Raw genomic sequence first — 14,781 nt, 5'->3', positions numbered from 1 at the left:
TCAATTAAACTAAAAACGTGCTCAACGCCTTACGGCATCAAAGGTAGAGGCACTTGAAAAAACTTCAGTAGCGTCAATTAAACTAAAAACGTGCTCAACGCCTTACGGCATCAAAGGTAGAGGCACATAAAGCGGTTAATAAAGGCGCTTAAAATGCCCTAGTGCTCAACGCCTTACGGCATCAAAGGTAGAGGCACAACCAGCTTTTTATTAACCGTTGACATGAGATAAGTGCTCAACGCCTTACGGCATCAAAGGTAGAGGCACTCAGACATTTTCTTACTCCTAATAAAGTCCACTAAAGTGCTCAACGCCTTACGGCATCAAAGGTAGAGGCACAATCCCTTGTGCGACAATGCCTTGAAGTTTAGGTGCTCAACGCCTTACGGCATCAAAGGTAGAGGCACGGAACGGGCAGTACTTTTAAGTGAATGCTTAAGTGTGCTCAACGCCTTACGGCATCAAAGGTAGAGGCACCCCGCGCCGCCTTCAAATCCCGCTCAATCTCAGAGTGCTCAACGCCTTACGGCATCAAAGGTAGAGGCACGCACACATTGATTGGGGAGGTTGAACGTCAATGAAAGTGCTCAACGCCTTACGGCATCAAAGGTAGAGGCACGCCTTCGCACACCTTCTAATATCGCTGCCCAGCTCCAAGTGCTCAACGCCTTACGGCATCAAAGGTAGAGGCACAAGCTCTGTTTTGTTTGATGTTTCCCAAGAAGAAGTGCTCAACGCCTTACGGCATCAAAGGTAGAGGCACTGCCTGTGTAGTAAAGTTGATCGCTCTGTCGCAACGTGCTCAACGCCTTACGGCATCAAAGGTAGAGGCACGCTTTTTCAAACTTACTGAGATATTTCATTGACGTTGTGCTCAACGCCTTACGGCATCAAAGGTAGAGGCACAACAATTACAGGCAGAAATGGGCAGCATTAGAGAAGTGCTCAACGCCTTACGGCATCAAAGGTAGAGGCACCTGAGACCACTATCTCTCATCCCAGAATGAGCACCGTGCTCAACGCCTTACGGCATCAAAGGTAGAGGCACTTACCACCTGCAGTTTATAATAAGCTTTTTGCAAAGTGCTCAACGCCTTACGGCATCAAAGGTAGAGGCACATGGTGGATTGAATTAACGCCTATTAACCCAAAAGTGCTCAACGCCTTACGGCATCAAAGGTAGAGGCACTCCGTCCCCGACTACTCCCGTCCCCGACTGTTTCGTGCTCAACGCCTTACGGCATCAAAGGTAGAGGCACGTGAATTATTAAACATTAAATCTTTGCCAGAAGGTGCTCAACGCCTTACGGCATCAAAGGTAGAGGCACAACCAGTAACTGCTGAACTATTAAACAACTATATTGTGCTCAACGCCTTACGGCATCAAAGGTAGAGGCACTCGGTCAGTTTTGTTAAATTTATGTACCGGTCGTGTGCTCAACGCCTTACGGCATCAAAGGTAGAGGCACATCCCTGCTCCACCAGTCCATCCCTGCTCCACCAGTCGTGCTCAACGCCTTACGGCATCAAAGGTAGAGGCACAGCGGCGCCCTAGAAATGCCTCTAGGACTAGCTTAGCACAGTCACTTTTCAAGCACCTCTGGCACTTGGTTTTTTTGTGACTGTAAAATTTTTAGCCTCGGCCAGTATTCAGTTGTCAATCCCGCTCTGGGGAATAGGTTCAGAGATTTTCAAGCACCTCTAAATCTAACAAAAACTCTCAAACCTAGTCAAGGGGCTGTATTTGAATATCGGTGCGTTCGGAGAATATTTGAGTCCAGAGGTGCTTGCATGCGCCACAATCTTGGACAAAACTCAGCTGGCATTCTCTGGGGTCTCGCAAATTTTAGTGCTGCTGACCCGTCAGCAAGAGAAAGATTAACTGCTCTTAGCAAAACTGCAAAGCAATTGTCCCAGCGCCTCAGCGTTCTTTCTTGTGCCCCTATTCCAGAAAAGAGCAGGTTGGCAGTTTGTTAGGATCAAGGGGAAGTGAAGCGGTTGAACACTATGGCGCTGCTGGGACAGTCCGCAGTAGAGTTGAAAGCATGGGTCGAAGCCCAAGGGCAGCCCGGCTATCGGGCGCAACAACTCCATCAGTGGCTCTATCAAAAGGGGGCGCGATCGCTCCAAGAGATTACGGTTTTTCCCAAGCAGTGGCGTGACGCTCTCGCTGAGGTAGAAATTGGCCGCTCTCAAGTTCGCTATCGCCATGATGCCCAAGATGGCACTGTCAAGCTTCTGTTGACCTTAGCCGATGGCGAAACCATTGAAACGGTGGGCATTCCCAGTGGCGATCGCCTGACGGTGTGTGTATCTTCCCAAGTGGGTTGTCCAATGGCCTGTGATTTTTGTGCCACGGGCAAAGGGGGCTATCGCCGCAATCTGGCGAGCCATGAAATCATCGATCAGGTACTCACCATCCAAAGTGAAATGGAGCGCCGCGTCAGCCATGTGGTGTTTATGGGTATGGGGGAACCCCTGCTGAACCTAAAGGCTGTCCTGCAGGCCGTCACCTGTCTCAACCGCGACATTGGTATTGGTCAGCGGCACATTACCCTCTCAACGGTTGGTATTCCCCAACAAATTCAGCGACTGGCACAATATCAATTGCAAATCACCCTTGCCGTCAGCCTCCATGCCCCCAACCAAGGCCTACGGGAGCAGCTCATTCCCAGCGCCAAGCACTATCCCCTCAGCCAACTGATTGCCGATTGTCGTGCCTATGTGCAGCAAACGGGGCGCCGCATCACCTTTGAATATACGGTTCTGGCGGGGGTCAACGATCGCCCCCAGCACGCCGAGGAGCTAGCACAGCTATTGCGGGGCTTTCAGAGCCATGTCAATCTGATTCCCTACAATCCCATTACTGAGGCAGCCTATCAACGTCCCACCGAGCAGCGTTTGCGGCAATTTCTCAGCCAACTGCAAGCCCTAGGGGTTACTGCCAGTATTCGGCGATCGCGGGGTCTGGATCGGCAAGCCGCCTGTGGTCAACTGCGCCAAGCCCAACTCAGTGCCTAAACATTTTTTGCTATCATGATCTTCTAATTCGTGTAATTCCTATCACATTTTGAATGAAGCCAGAGCTTTGGTTCATTGCTCCTGTTAGCGCGATCGCCCTCGGTGGTATTGCCACACTGATTCAACCCCAACAACCCTTAGCAACCCTTTTAGGGAGTGGCATCGGTGCCCTTGCGGGTGCGCCCCTCATTGAAAAGAACCAACGCCGTAGCGATCGCCTGCTTCGAGACATTCACACCTTCCTCTGCTCCTCCCCAGAGACCACCGCACTCAAAGCACTTCTGCTGCGAGAACTCGAACAACAACGCCGACAACTCACTGACCTTGAACAGCAACTGCACCAAGCACTTCCTGAAGCCCTGAACCCGATTCACAACGAGATCATGCAGAGGCTGGAAACCCTCAAGGACAATCAAAGGGACGCTGCTGTTAACACGGCGACGGCGCAGCAACTTGAGCCACTCATTGAAGCCATTCACGCCCAGAGTGCCGCTCTGCAAACCATTCAAACCCTTCTGCAAAGACCCCAACCCCCAGCAACTGCCCTAAAAACCGCTGTCCTCTACGACATTGAGAACTTAGTCTTTAACCAAGGGCAGCGACTAGACCCCGCCAAAGTGAATGAGCTTGTTTCCCTAGACAACGTTCTGGAGGCAATTAAAAGCACTATTGATCTGGGGGAAATTGCCATCCAGCGTGCCTATGGAAACTGGCAAAATCAAATTCTCCAAGCCCTCAATGCTCAACTGGAGCGATCGCAAATCGAGCGGGTTGGCGTCTATGGTCGCAATCACAATCAGCGGAATGCAGCGGACATTCAACTTGCCCTTGATGCCATTGATCTAGCCTACCAACATCCCGACATCAATACTTTTGTACTCATCTCCGGGGATGGTGGCTTTGGCTCCATTGCCCTGCGCCTGCGGGATTACGGTAAAACCGTGATTGGCTGTGCCTACCGTAACGCCGCCAGTGATAGCTTTCAGCGGGTGTGCCACCAATTTATTTTCCTTGAGAATCCCTTCATTCATTCTGCCCCCGCCACCAATGGCAGAAACGGCACGCCTCCCCCGCGTCAACCCAATCCAGAAAATCGCACCGCGCCATCCTCACCTCGGCGTCTTCCCATTGAGCCGTTGAACTATGAACAAATTCCGCCATTGGCGATTCAACAACGGGAAACTGAAAAACTTTTGGAGCTATTCTCCTACTACACCACTGATGCAACAAGACGGCGAGAATTGGCTAGGGGTATGGTCTTTAATACCGTATTTTTAGAAATGAGATCCGTTGCCCCCCAATTGGATCCGCTGCGATTTGGCTTTTGCAAGCCCTCTGAATTAGTGGCCTACTTAACCACACACCATCAGTTACAAATTGGCGTTGCGGTGAATGGTCAATTGGGTAGAACGATTCTCTGCTGGCGCAATAACCTACCTGAGCGCTACACCCTGCGCACCTCCAGTCCCCAAACCATTCACACCGTCTCGATCTACCGTGGTATCTTTGCCGATGAAGTGGCGGCAGATTTTTTACTGACTCAGGTGGGACAGTGGTTAATTGCCCATCGTCCCCGCAATGCCCCTTTTGAGAGAATGATAAATATTATTCTTGAGCAAGCTCGTCGGCAGCAGCAGCGCATTGGTCAGCAGGGGATTAAGCGGGCGATCGCCAACTATGTCAAAGCGGGTATTCTAACACGAACAGGGAACACCCTCACCCTCAACCCTGCCATCACGGACTTTTCTAGTTTGGCGATCGAGCTACAAACTCGCTTTCGCCAAGCCGTGGCAGAACGCCTCAGCAAGATTGGTGAAACCATCAATGAGCAGGTCTTTGCCCAAGCGGTTCCCCTCAAGCCTCTACAACTACCGACTGCGAACAACCCAACCTAGGATGCAGATGGTGGCTCAATCTGACTGGGCAGTTCTAGACAGTAGCCAGCCCCATAGACGGTTTTGATATAGCGCGGATTCCGCGGATCCGGTTCTAGTTTTGTCCGCAGGTGGCGGATATGGACACGGATGGTTTCAATGTCATCGTCGGGATCGTAGCCCCAGACTTCCTTGAGAATTTCACTGGGGGAAACGGTTTGGCCGTGGCGTTGCAGCAGGCAGTGCAGCAGTTCAAATTCAAGGCGCGTCAGCTTAATAATTTTGCCAAACCAAGAGACCTCAAACCGTTCAGGCACTAGTGTCAATGGCCCATAGCTGAGGATTTCACGATGGCCTGCGGTTGCCGGAATGCGATCGGCTCGTCGCAAAAGAGCACGTACCCGGGCCAGCATTTCCTCCAATTCAAAGGGCTTGGTGAGGTAGTCATCGGCACCCGCGTTAAGCCCCTCCACTTTGTTATGGGTTTGGCTCAGAGCCGTCAGCATCAAAATCGGAACATCTTGGGTACGCGGATCACGCCGCAGGCGTTGGCAAATGGTGAAGCCATCCACTTGGGGCAACATCAGGTCAAGGAGAATTAGATCGGGCGAAAGTTGCACGGCGAGGGCTTGCCCTTGCATCCCATCTAAGGACTTAGTGACCTCGTAGCCCGCCATTTGCAGGTTTATTGCCAAGACGTCGGCGATCGCAGGATCATCATCAATGATTAAGATGCGGGGCTTCATAAAATGAACAGCACTCAATCCTCACAGGCGGCCAGCTACCGCTTCTGAGAGAATTATAAACATCGCTGCAAAAACCTTAAGAGTTTGTTGAGTTTCTTTAGATTTTCTGAATATTTGACACCAATCTAGGGATACAGAGCTTACTCTAAAATAAGGAATACCACCAGCAGATCAGAGGCTATCCTGCATCAACTTGTCCAGTGTTGAGCGTGTTCAATCTATAGGACACTGAACGATCGAGAATTGGCCTAGACCACTTTCTAATCAGCACTTGGCGCAGTCTGAAACCCAGTTCTAGGCTGGTATTACGCGCAGCAAGCTAAACCAGAATTACGTTCATGCCGCGAGCTTTATGCGGTCTTCAGCGGATTTTCTACAAACCTAGGCTATACTTTGGGAATGCAACTTTTGGGCAGAAACGATGATCCTGTCCTCACTTTTGCGAACTGCTCACTCATGTAATGCTGTGGTTTGGATCGAATATGCTTGCTCCCATTCTTGTGGCACAAGCCGCTCTAGCAACTCCACCCCAACATTCATCCACCGTTGTACAGGAATATTCGCCTCGCTCGAATGTTGTTGTTCAGGCCAATGCGGTACCCGTCAACGTTCCACCCCCTGAAGTCCCTTCCCCACCCGCTGCAACGGCCTACGTCACACCCACCAATTTTGCCTATTTTCCCCAAGACATTCGTCCACTTCCCGGCCAATTAGACGATGTGCCCGTCTTTAACAGCAACAGTCCAGAGATGGTGCGCTCTGAGGGAATTCTCCTCTCCACCTTTCCACCCCACGGGAAATGGCAACCGGCGGCTCACCTCAACTATCCCTTAGAGGGGCGCTTTGATGTCTTTGCCCACCACATTACCCAATCCAATCGGGCGGTGAGTACGCCAACCCTCTATTTGGGGCTGTTGGCCTATAACCCAACGGATCGCTATGTCACGGTGAGATTTCATCAAGCCGCTAGTTTTTTAAGTACGCCAGATGCTCCCTTCCGCAATTTGCCCGCCATGCTCGATAACCCCACGGGCTTTGTTTTTTCAGGGCCTGGGAGTCGCGTCACCAACCAAGTGCTGCGGGGGGTACGGCAGACGTTCTTTCCCTCACAGATAACCATTCCCCCTCGCGAAGCGCGGATGTTGGCGAATTTGCCGCTGCCGTTGCCCACTCAATTTCCCAATGCGGTACTCAATCGGGTTCGGGCAGAGTTTATGCTCAATGCCGATGGCAGCGTCGGCCCCAAGTTACCCCTAATCCCGGATACAAATCCCTTTGGTGAAGTCTCCTCCTCCAATGGCCGCTCCACCCTGATGTATTTAGAAAGTAGTGGCCCGATTTACTTAGCGCAAATGTCAATGTTTGCCCGCATGAACGAGCAGGGCACCGAACGGGCACCCACCCTAGAGGAATGGTGGGCAATGCTCCATCGCGGTCAACTGGTTACCCCCCGCGACATTCCACCCACGCCCCCCAATAGTAGTCAGTTTGGTCGCTTCTTTTATGGCCGTGTGGCCGGTGTCAGTCAGGGCTCTCGCTGGCAAGCTACCCTCACCGATGGCCAAACCCATGGACAGGCTTTAACGATTCCGGCACCGGGGCGAGCCATCTCCTATGGCATTAGTACGCTCCACCGAGGTACCCTTGGCACGGGTCAAATTCAAAGTGCCCCCATGTTAGTACGCTATCCAGACACCGCCTACTACGCCCATGGCAATTATGGTGTTCACTATAGTTTGACCTTGCCCTTGGTCAACAATACCCGTCAGTTCCAGTCGGTGGTGCTAACGCTGCAAACCCCTCTCAAACAAGATCACCGCAGTGTCGTCCTCCAATTTTTGGAACCCCCGGCTCCCCAAGTGTTTTTCCGGGGAACGGTGCGTGTTCGCTTTACAGATGATTTAGGACAGGCTCAAGAGCGCTATGTCCATTTGGTACAGCGGCGGGGTCAGCGGGGAGAACCATTAGTGACATTAAATATGCGTCCAGGTGAAAAACGGGATGTTATTGTGGATCTAGTCTACCCACCCGATGCCACCCCACCCCAAGTGCTGACAGTGGCAACATTACTTGGCCCTAGCTATGAGAACACCACTCAAGCGCCAGCGGCTGCCAATTCTCTGTCCCTTACACCAGTGACAGTGCCATAGGAGTGACCACAGTGGGCGATCGCGCAGCGTGTCGAAAGGACAATCGCCTTGTTCTGATTGGGGATGTCCACGGTCACTATGAAGGCCTGTGCCGTTTACTAGATCTCGTTTCACCTCGCGTGGGCGATCGCCTGTACTTTCTTGGCGACCTTGTGGATCGAGGGCCGAGTAGTGCCGCTGTCGTGGAATTCGTGCGCCAGTGTGGCTATAGTGCTGTGCGGGGCAACCACGAAGACATGATGCTCCTCACCTTCGAGGGCAAACAAATCAATGCCGCGCAGCTCTTTGTCTGGTCGAATAGTGGTGGGGATGAGACCCTTGCCAGCTACACCTCCACAGAGTTGCTTTGGCAGCACCTCGACTGGCTGCACACAGTTCCCTTCTATGAAGATTTAGGGGATGTGTTTGTTGTCCATGCAGGTCTTGATCCCTATCTTTCCCTAGAACAGCAAGGCAGTCAACAATGCTGCTGGATCCGCGAACAGTTTTTAGGCCACCCCATCCCCTACTTTGCGGATAAAACAATTGTGGTGGGTCACACGATTACCTTTACGTTTCCCAATGTCGAAGCAGGACAAATCGTGCGGGGTGCTGGCTGGATAGACATTGAAACCGGTGCCTACCATCGCCGCAGTGGTTGGTTAACAGCCCTCGACTGGACGAATCAATGGGTCTATCAAGTGAATGTGCTCTACGGTGGTACCCGCCAAGGAGAATTGGCTCAATTTTTAACTGATTTAAGAGATGTCTCCTACAGTATCAGCTAGCGCTGGCGCCACGCCGACCACAAAAGACAGGCAATGCCGATATTGATGGCAATGTCCGCCACATTAAAGACGGGAAATTGAACCAAGCGAAAATCCAAGAAGTCAACCACCTCGCCCGTGAGAAAGCGATCAATGCCATTGCCTAAGGCGCCACCCAGTAAACAGCCATAGCCCACTTGCTGCCAGCGATCTAATCTCGGACCGAGCACCGCCCAAGTGATCAGACCCAAGCTCACGATGAGAGACAGCCAGCGCAACCAGACACTGCCATTGGCAAAGAGGCTAAAGGCCGCCCCAGTATTTGTAACGTAGGTAATGTGAAAGACACCGGGGATAATGGGCGTTGTTTGCGGCGGCACTGTTAGGGCATAGGTGGCCACAATCCATGCTTTCGTCAGGCGATCGCTAATTAAGGCGAGGCCAGCCGCCCACCAAAAAAGGGGATTCTTGATCTTGAGCCGCTGACTGCTCATCCCACAGGACTAAGGGCAGCCACTGAGACCCGTGCCGCCACCTGTTGGGCGATCGCTCGCAGCGCTTGCGCCGAAGCAGACTGCGGATCCGCAATGAGAATCGGTTGACCCAAATCTCCCCCTTCCCGCACGGGCAATTCCAAGGGCACCTGTCCTAAAAGGGGTACACCCATTTCCGCCGCCAAGGCTTCACCGCCCCCACTGCCAAAAATGTCATAGCGACGATTGGGCAAATCAGGGGGAATAAAGTAGCTCATATTTTCCACCAGCCCAAGGACCGTGACTCCCAACTGCTGAAACATCCGCAATCCCCGCCGCGCATCCCCAAGGGCAACAGGTTGGGGCGTTGTTACAATCACTACACCTGCCATTGGTACCGCTTGCGCCAGTGTGAGTTGGGCATCCCCAGTGCCGGGGGGCAAATCCACAATCAGATAGTCCAATGCGCCCCAATCACTTTGGTAGAGAAATTGGCGAATAATGCCATTGAGCATGGGACCGCGCCAAATGACCGGCTGATCACGATCAATCAGGAAGGCCATCGACACCACTTTCAAACCATGAGCTACCGGAGGTAACAGGACATCGCCTCTGGCTTCCTTGCGCACTTCGACAATGGCATCCTCTAGCCCCAGCATCGTGGGAACATTCGGCCCATAGATATCCGCATCAATAATGCCAACGGCAGCCCCCGCTTGGGCAAGGGCAAGGGCTAAATTCACCGCAACGGTACTTTTGCCGACCCCCCCTTTACCACTGGAGACGGCAATAATGTTCTTGACTCCTGCTACATCGGTGCGATCGGGCAGGCTCTTTTGCTGCGGCGTTTCAGCGGTAACCGCCACTTGCACATCCATCACCCCCGGCAGAGTAAAGACGGCCTTCTTGCAATCCTCGACAATAAATTCCCGTAGGGGGCAAGCCGGGGTTGTCAGCACCAGTGTAAAGCGAACCGTGCCATCCTCAATGGCAACATCGCGGATCATGTTGAGTTCCACTAGCGATCGCCGTAACTCGGGATCTTCCACAGGACGCAGAACGGCCAACACAGACTCAACAGTAAGGGGGGCACTCATGCAGGTGATTCGTTACATTCGCTACTTAGATAGCGATCGTACCACTGTTAGGCAGATTCCCCCGCCAGCCACAGCAGCGATACAGCAAAGGATGCAAGCCAAGACCGCTCTCAGACGGGATTACACCCCCATTTGCCTACACCATATTTCAGAAAAGGGCGGTATTCTGGAAAGTATTAGCCATTTGGGATCAGAAGGATTGCAACGTTGACTCACTCCACCCTCCACCAACCCGCCACAGCCGCCGGTCAAGGCCTGCAACGCCAACTTATTGTCATTCTTGATTTTGGGTCGCAATACTCCGAACTCATTGCCCGCCGCATTCGTGAGACCCAAGTCTATTCCGAGGTCATTTCCTACCGCACCACTGCTGAGCAACTTGCCCAATTAGCCCCCAAGGGCATCATTCTCTCCGGTGGCCCCAACTCCGTCTATGACGAGAATGCTCCCCAATGTGATCCAGAAATTTGGAACCTCGGCATTCCCATCCTTGGCGTGTGCTATGGCATGCAACTGATGGTGCAACAGTTGGGGGGAACTGTGGAGCGAGCCACCGCTGGCGAGTATGGCAAGGCAGCGCTCTTTATTGACGACCCCACGGATCTGCTCACGAATGTTGAGCAAGAAACAATTATGTGGATGAGTCATGGTGATAGCGTCACCGAGTTGCCCTCCGGTTTTCGCGTCTTGGCGCATACCCACAATACGCCAATGGCAGCGATCGCCCATCCAGAGCGGAAACTCTATGGCGTTCAGTTCCACCCAGAGGTGGTGCACTCCGTGGGCGGTATTGCCCTGATCCGCAACTTTGTCTATCACATTTGCGATTGTGAACCCACTTGGACAACGGCTGCCTTTGTCGAAGAAGCGATCCGGGAAGTGCGCGCCAAAGTGGGGGACAAACGGGTACTCCTTGCCCTATCGGGGGGGGTGGATTCCTCGACCCTGGCCTTTTTGCTCCACCGCGCCATTGGCGATCAACTCACCTGTATGTTCATTGACCAAGGGTTCATGCGCAAAGGCGAACCGGAGCGACTCCTCAAGCTCTTTCAGGAGCAGTTTCACATCAAGGTGGAGTACGTCAATGCCCGCGATCGCTTCCTTGCCCAACTGGTGGGCGTCACAGACCCCGAAGAAAAGCGCAAACGCATTGGCCATGAATTTATCCGCGTTTTTGAGGAAGAGTCGCAGCGGCTAGGGCCTTTTGACTACCTTGCTCAGGGCACGCTGTATCCCGATGTCATTGAATCGGCGAATACCAACATTGACCCGCAAACTGGCGAGCGCGTAGCGGTGAAAATCAAGAGCCACCACAATGTGGGCGGTCTGCCGGAGAACCTGCGCTTTAAGCTGGTGGAACCCCTGCGCAAGCTCTTTAAGGATGAAGTGCGCCAAGTGGGGCGATCGCTGGGTCTGCCCGAAGAAATTGTGCGGCGGCATCCTTTTCCCGGTCCCGGTTTAGCGATTCGGATTCTGGGGGAAGTGACCCCGGAACGCCTAGAGATTCTGCGGGATGCGGATCTGATTGTGCGGCAGGAAATTAACCGCGCCGAGATGTACCACGACTTTTGGCAAGCCTTTGCGGTGCTGCTGCCGATTCGCACTGTGGGGGTAATGGGCGATCAGCGAACCTATGCCTATCCAGTGGTGCTGCGGTTTGTCACCAGTGAAGATGGAATGACCGCTGATTGGGCACGGGTGCCCTACGATCTCCTCGAGCGCATTTCCAACCGCATTGTCAACGAGGTGCCGGGGGTGAATCGGGTGGTCTATGACATTACCTCCAAGCCACCGGGAACCATTGAGTGGGAATAAATTTGCCAGAAAGGGGAGCGATCGGTTTAACTGGGAGAGATGGTGGTGTGAGTGATGTGGCATGAACAGCAAATGGACGCTGGCCCTTGGCTTTAGTGCAGGTGTATGGCTGCCCCTCGCGGCAACGGCGCAATCTAGCCCGCCCCAATGGCAAATTGAGGCTCGGCCAATAACTCACCCCACCTTTGAAGTGGCACCAACGGTGGAAGCACTGCCCCAATGGCAAGCCGTTCCCGAACCTAGGGGCGATCGCCTGTGGCAACCAGCGACGCCAGAAGAACTGGCGCAACCCATTTTGCCCCCTGTAGCTGAGCAGGCACCGACACCCGTCATTGCCGAAGAACCCCAGTATCGCATTCCCCCCTTAATGCGTCCGCCCACCCGTCTCTTTAACTTGGAGACCGCCAATATCCTGCCGGAGCAAACCCTTGAACTACGGGGGGGAATTCGCAACTATGATCCCCAAGTGGCTGGGGGCGGCGGCGGTCTGCAAATTTTCTATGGCTCCATTGACTATGCGATCAATCATCGCTTGCAAGTGAGCTTTAGTGGCAATTACTACGACGATCCCTTGGGACGCTTGGTGAAGGGGCTACAGCCCGACCTGCAGTTTGGAGCGATCGCTGCTGGTCTCAAATATCAAGTGCATCGCGGCGAGAATCTATCGGTGGCTGTGGCGGGCTCCCTAGAGGCAGTACGGGTGCGATCGGACAATTTCCTCTTTGTGCCGGGTGCCGCACGAGCCGGAACGTGGACGGTTGCCGCCTCATTGCAAGCGCCAATGACCTATTCCTTTAATCCCCAGTTGCAGTGGCACTTTACGCCCAACCTCACCTATTTTCCCGACACAGTGAACAAGGGAGGGGAATTTTACGGCACGAACTTCAACTTTGGCACAGGCATCAGTTGGCAGCCCCATCCTCGCTTTAATCTTTTTGCCGATGTCAATATGCCCGTCGGTCCGGGGGGCAATGCCGTGCGCAGTAGCGATGGCGCGATCGTCAACCTGCCCGTGTGGAGTGCCGGTGTGCGCTTTCTAGTGAACCCTGCAGTGAGTATTGATTTGGCAGCCACCAACGCCTTTGGCATTACACCTGCAAGTCGTACCTTGGCTTTTTTGCCCGGTGCCGATCAAGTGGGTGTCATGGCGGGATTAAGCTATACCCCCAATATGGGGCCTGATTTTGCGCCACCCTTTTTGCCCAGTTTTCGCAGTGGGCCTCGGCAACCCCTCACGGATCGCGATCGCCAGCTTTTACTCAATGGCCTCACCCTTACCTCCCCCAGCACCCTTGATCCGGGGATGCTGCACCTGCGGGGCAATAGCGGCACCACAGGAACCGGTTTTCAGGTGGGCTTTGGTCTTGCCTACGATGCCCAATTTGCCATTGCCATTGAACAGTGGGAGCGCGGCGAAACCCTCATCGAAAACCTCAACTACAGTGGTAACTTGCAGTTGGGGCTAGCAGCGAAGTTGCGCTTTCTGGATCAAACGCAAGGGGATCCCTTTTCTTTGGCCTTTCAAGGCTCATTTAATCGTGGCATTAAGCAGGGGGGAGGGGGTAGCCGTTCCCTAGGCGGCTTGGAACTGGCCTTTATGTATGAGCCAACCAAGAATGTGGCACTACTGCTGAATCCCAAGTTAGGGATTTTTACTCCTAATCAAAAAGTAGTGGGTGGTATCGGGGTCGGCCTCAATGTTGAGGTAGTCCGCAACCTCCAATTTATTGCGGAAGCCACTCCGGTCTTTGGTCAAACGGGGGTCTATAGTGCCGGCTTGCGTTACGTCGTGCCCCAGTGGGGACTAGGCATTGATCTCTATGGATCAACGGCAGTCGGCAGCAGTATTCCCAATGCAGGTCTTGTCGGTCAGGGGTCGCCGGGGGTGGGGGTCAACCTCCATTGGCTATTTGGCGGATCGCGGCCACAGGAGAATTAAAGTCATGCAAACTCAATAGTTGTTAGTCCCCCCTCAAGCGCAATGAAGGGGGAGAAGGGGCTAACGCCTAACTGCCGTAGATGCCTTTATCATCCCGTTGGAAGAGGCGCTTGATGTGCTCCCACGCCTTAATGAGGGCATTTTTTTCATCGTTGGACTCCTTCAGCGCCTCATTGTAGGCTTCGACAAATTTAGACTGAGCCGTCTCCGAGAGATCGGCACGCACTTCTGGGGAAATGTCCTCTGGCCCAGACAACTGACCCTCCGGTTGACGCGGAATTTGCATCTCAGTAATGGCCGCCTCTTGACCGCCAGCGGATTGTAACAGGAGAAAAATCTCGCCGGCTTTGTCCTCAGGGACTTCAACGACCAGCAAAAATTCACCTGCCTGTACCCGCGTTTGATAAATGGCAGCTTTGTCCTGCGGCATCCCCAAGGAAATCAGTGCGGATCCTAGGCCGGCGCCCAACGCACCATAGAGGGCACCACTGGTCGCCCCCAAAAGGGCAGCCGCCAAAGGGCCAGCAGCAGCCACCACGCCAATAAAAGGAATAAAGAGAACGCCGACTCCGGTTAGCAGACTCAGCAGCGAACCAAAGATCGAGCCATAGAGTGCCCCCGTGGTGACGCCATCCAAAATAATATCTTTCTTGGTAATAAATCCACTAATGCGGGCTTCAGACTGAAAATTGCGGCCAATGATTGAGATATTTTCCTTGGGCACACCGCGATTCAAGAGTCGTTCGATCGCCTCTTTGACTTTGGCCTCTTCCTTGAAGGTGGCCGAGACACATTTTGTTGCTGGTTGAGCAAAAGTCGTACGCATTGATGGGTTTCCTCGTCAGGACATGACCCCAGTATAGATAGGAGCAATTATCGTTGACACCGAACCTCCAAGGTGAGGAAACAGAATGCTCTCC

At 53.2% G+C, this 14,781-nt stretch carries 11 protein-coding genes and 1 CRISPR repeat array (1 of these 12 running past the window's edge); of the genes, 7 read left to right on the top strand and 4 right to left on the bottom strand.

Annotated features, from left to right (window positions below; genetic code table 11):
• A CRISPR array of direct repeats spans positions 1 to 1,542; the repeat unit is 36 nt; unit sequence GTGCTCAACGCCTTACGGCATCAAAGGTAGAGGCAC (it extends 1,484 nt beyond the left edge of the window).
• A 465-nt stretch (positions 1,543 to 2,007) separates the two neighbouring features.
• Both rlmN and QYC28_RS09625 read left to right on the top strand, forming a co-directional pair.
• Entirely contained in the window at positions 2,008 to 3,021 is a 1,014-nt protein-coding gene (gene rlmN / locus QYC28_RS09630) for a 23S rRNA (adenine(2503)-C(2))-methyltransferase RlmN (RefSeq protein ID WP_302680068.1), read from the top strand.
• Positions 3,022 to 3,074: 53 nt separating this feature from the next.
• Positions 3,075 to 4,916 carry an NYN domain-containing protein gene (locus QYC28_RS09625; RefSeq protein ID WP_302679393.1) on the top strand — a complete coding sequence of 614 codons (1,842 nt, stop codon included), beginning with the start codon at positions 3,075 to 3,077 and terminating at the stop codon, positions 4,914 to 4,916.
• Here QYC28_RS09625 and QYC28_RS09620 read toward each other — a convergent pair.
• Positions 4,913 to 5,641: a response regulator transcription factor gene (locus QYC28_RS09620; RefSeq protein WP_286625503.1), complete on the bottom strand. Its 729-nt coding sequence runs from the start codon at positions 5,639 to 5,641 to the stop codon at positions 4,913 to 4,915. The genes QYC28_RS09625 and QYC28_RS09620 overlap by 4 nt on opposite strands.
• Before the next feature lie 482 nt (positions 5,642 to 6,123).
• Between QYC28_RS09620 and QYC28_RS09615 the strand changes: the two genes are divergently transcribed.
• The gene (locus QYC28_RS09615; protein WP_190278053.1) at positions 6,124 to 7,791 is read left to right on the top strand and encodes a DUF3370 domain-containing protein; all 1,668 of its coding nucleotides are present in this window, start codon (positions 6,124 to 6,126) and stop codon (positions 7,789 to 7,791) included.
• Positions 7,792 to 7,802: 11 nt separating this feature from the next.
• Positions 7,803 to 8,558 (top strand): metallophosphoesterase, encoded by a 756-nt coding sequence (locus QYC28_RS09610; RefSeq protein WP_302679392.1) that lies wholly within the window; start codon positions 7,803 to 7,805, stop codon positions 8,556 to 8,558.
• Here QYC28_RS09610 and lspA read toward each other — a convergent pair.
• Both lspA and QYC28_RS09600 read right to left on the bottom strand, forming a co-directional pair.
• Complete coding sequence (gene lspA / locus QYC28_RS09605) at positions 8,555 to 9,031, bottom strand: signal peptidase II (protein WP_149820307.1); 477 nt, start codon at positions 9,029 to 9,031, stop codon at positions 8,555 to 8,557. The genes QYC28_RS09610 and lspA overlap by 4 nt on opposite strands.
• Positions 9,028 to 10,107 carry an Mrp/NBP35 family ATP-binding protein gene (locus tag QYC28_RS09600; RefSeq protein ID WP_149820305.1) on the bottom strand — a complete coding sequence of 360 codons (1,080 nt, stop codon included), beginning with the start codon at positions 10,105 to 10,107 and terminating at the stop codon, positions 9,028 to 9,030. Before QYC28_RS09600 ends, lspA begins: the two co-directional genes overlap by 4 nt.
• On the opposite strand from QYC28_RS09600, the gene QYC28_RS09595 reads away from it, so the two are divergent.
• The 3 genes from QYC28_RS09595 (at position 10,106) to QYC28_RS09585 (ending at position 13,861) form a co-directional block, all read left to right on the top strand.
• Positions 10,106 to 10,318, top strand: a complete 213-nt coding sequence (locus QYC28_RS09595) for a hypothetical protein (RefSeq protein WP_149820304.1) — start codon at positions 10,106 to 10,108, stop codon at positions 10,316 to 10,318. The genes QYC28_RS09600 and QYC28_RS09595 overlap by 2 nt on opposite strands.
• Entirely contained in the window at positions 10,315 to 11,922 is a 1,608-nt protein-coding gene (gene guaA, locus QYC28_RS09590) for a glutamine-hydrolyzing GMP synthase (RefSeq protein WP_149820302.1), read from the top strand. The genes QYC28_RS09595 and guaA overlap by 4 nt, the downstream gene beginning before the upstream one ends.
• 61 nt (positions 11,923 to 11,983) lie before the next feature.
• Positions 11,984 to 13,861 (top strand): hypothetical protein, encoded by a 1,878-nt coding sequence (locus QYC28_RS09585; protein ID WP_302679391.1) that lies wholly within the window; start codon positions 11,984 to 11,986, stop codon positions 13,859 to 13,861.
• A gap of 67 nt (positions 13,862 to 13,928) precedes the next feature.
• Here QYC28_RS09585 and QYC28_RS09580 read toward each other — a convergent pair whose 3' ends face one another.
• Complete coding sequence (locus tag QYC28_RS09580; RefSeq protein ID WP_149820298.1) at positions 13,929 to 14,687, bottom strand: ChaB family protein; 759 nt, start codon at positions 14,685 to 14,687, stop codon at positions 13,929 to 13,931.
• Between the last annotated feature and the right edge of the window lie 94 nt (positions 14,688 to 14,781).

It is taken from the genome of Thermosynechococcus sp. HY596, from assembly GCF_030518715.1.
Taxonomy (GTDB): Bacteria; Cyanobacteriota; Cyanobacteriia; order Thermosynechococcales; family Thermosynechococcaceae; genus Thermosynechococcus.
Note: the sequence above shows the minus strand (reverse complement) of the source record. Positions and strands in the feature narration are given on the sequence as shown.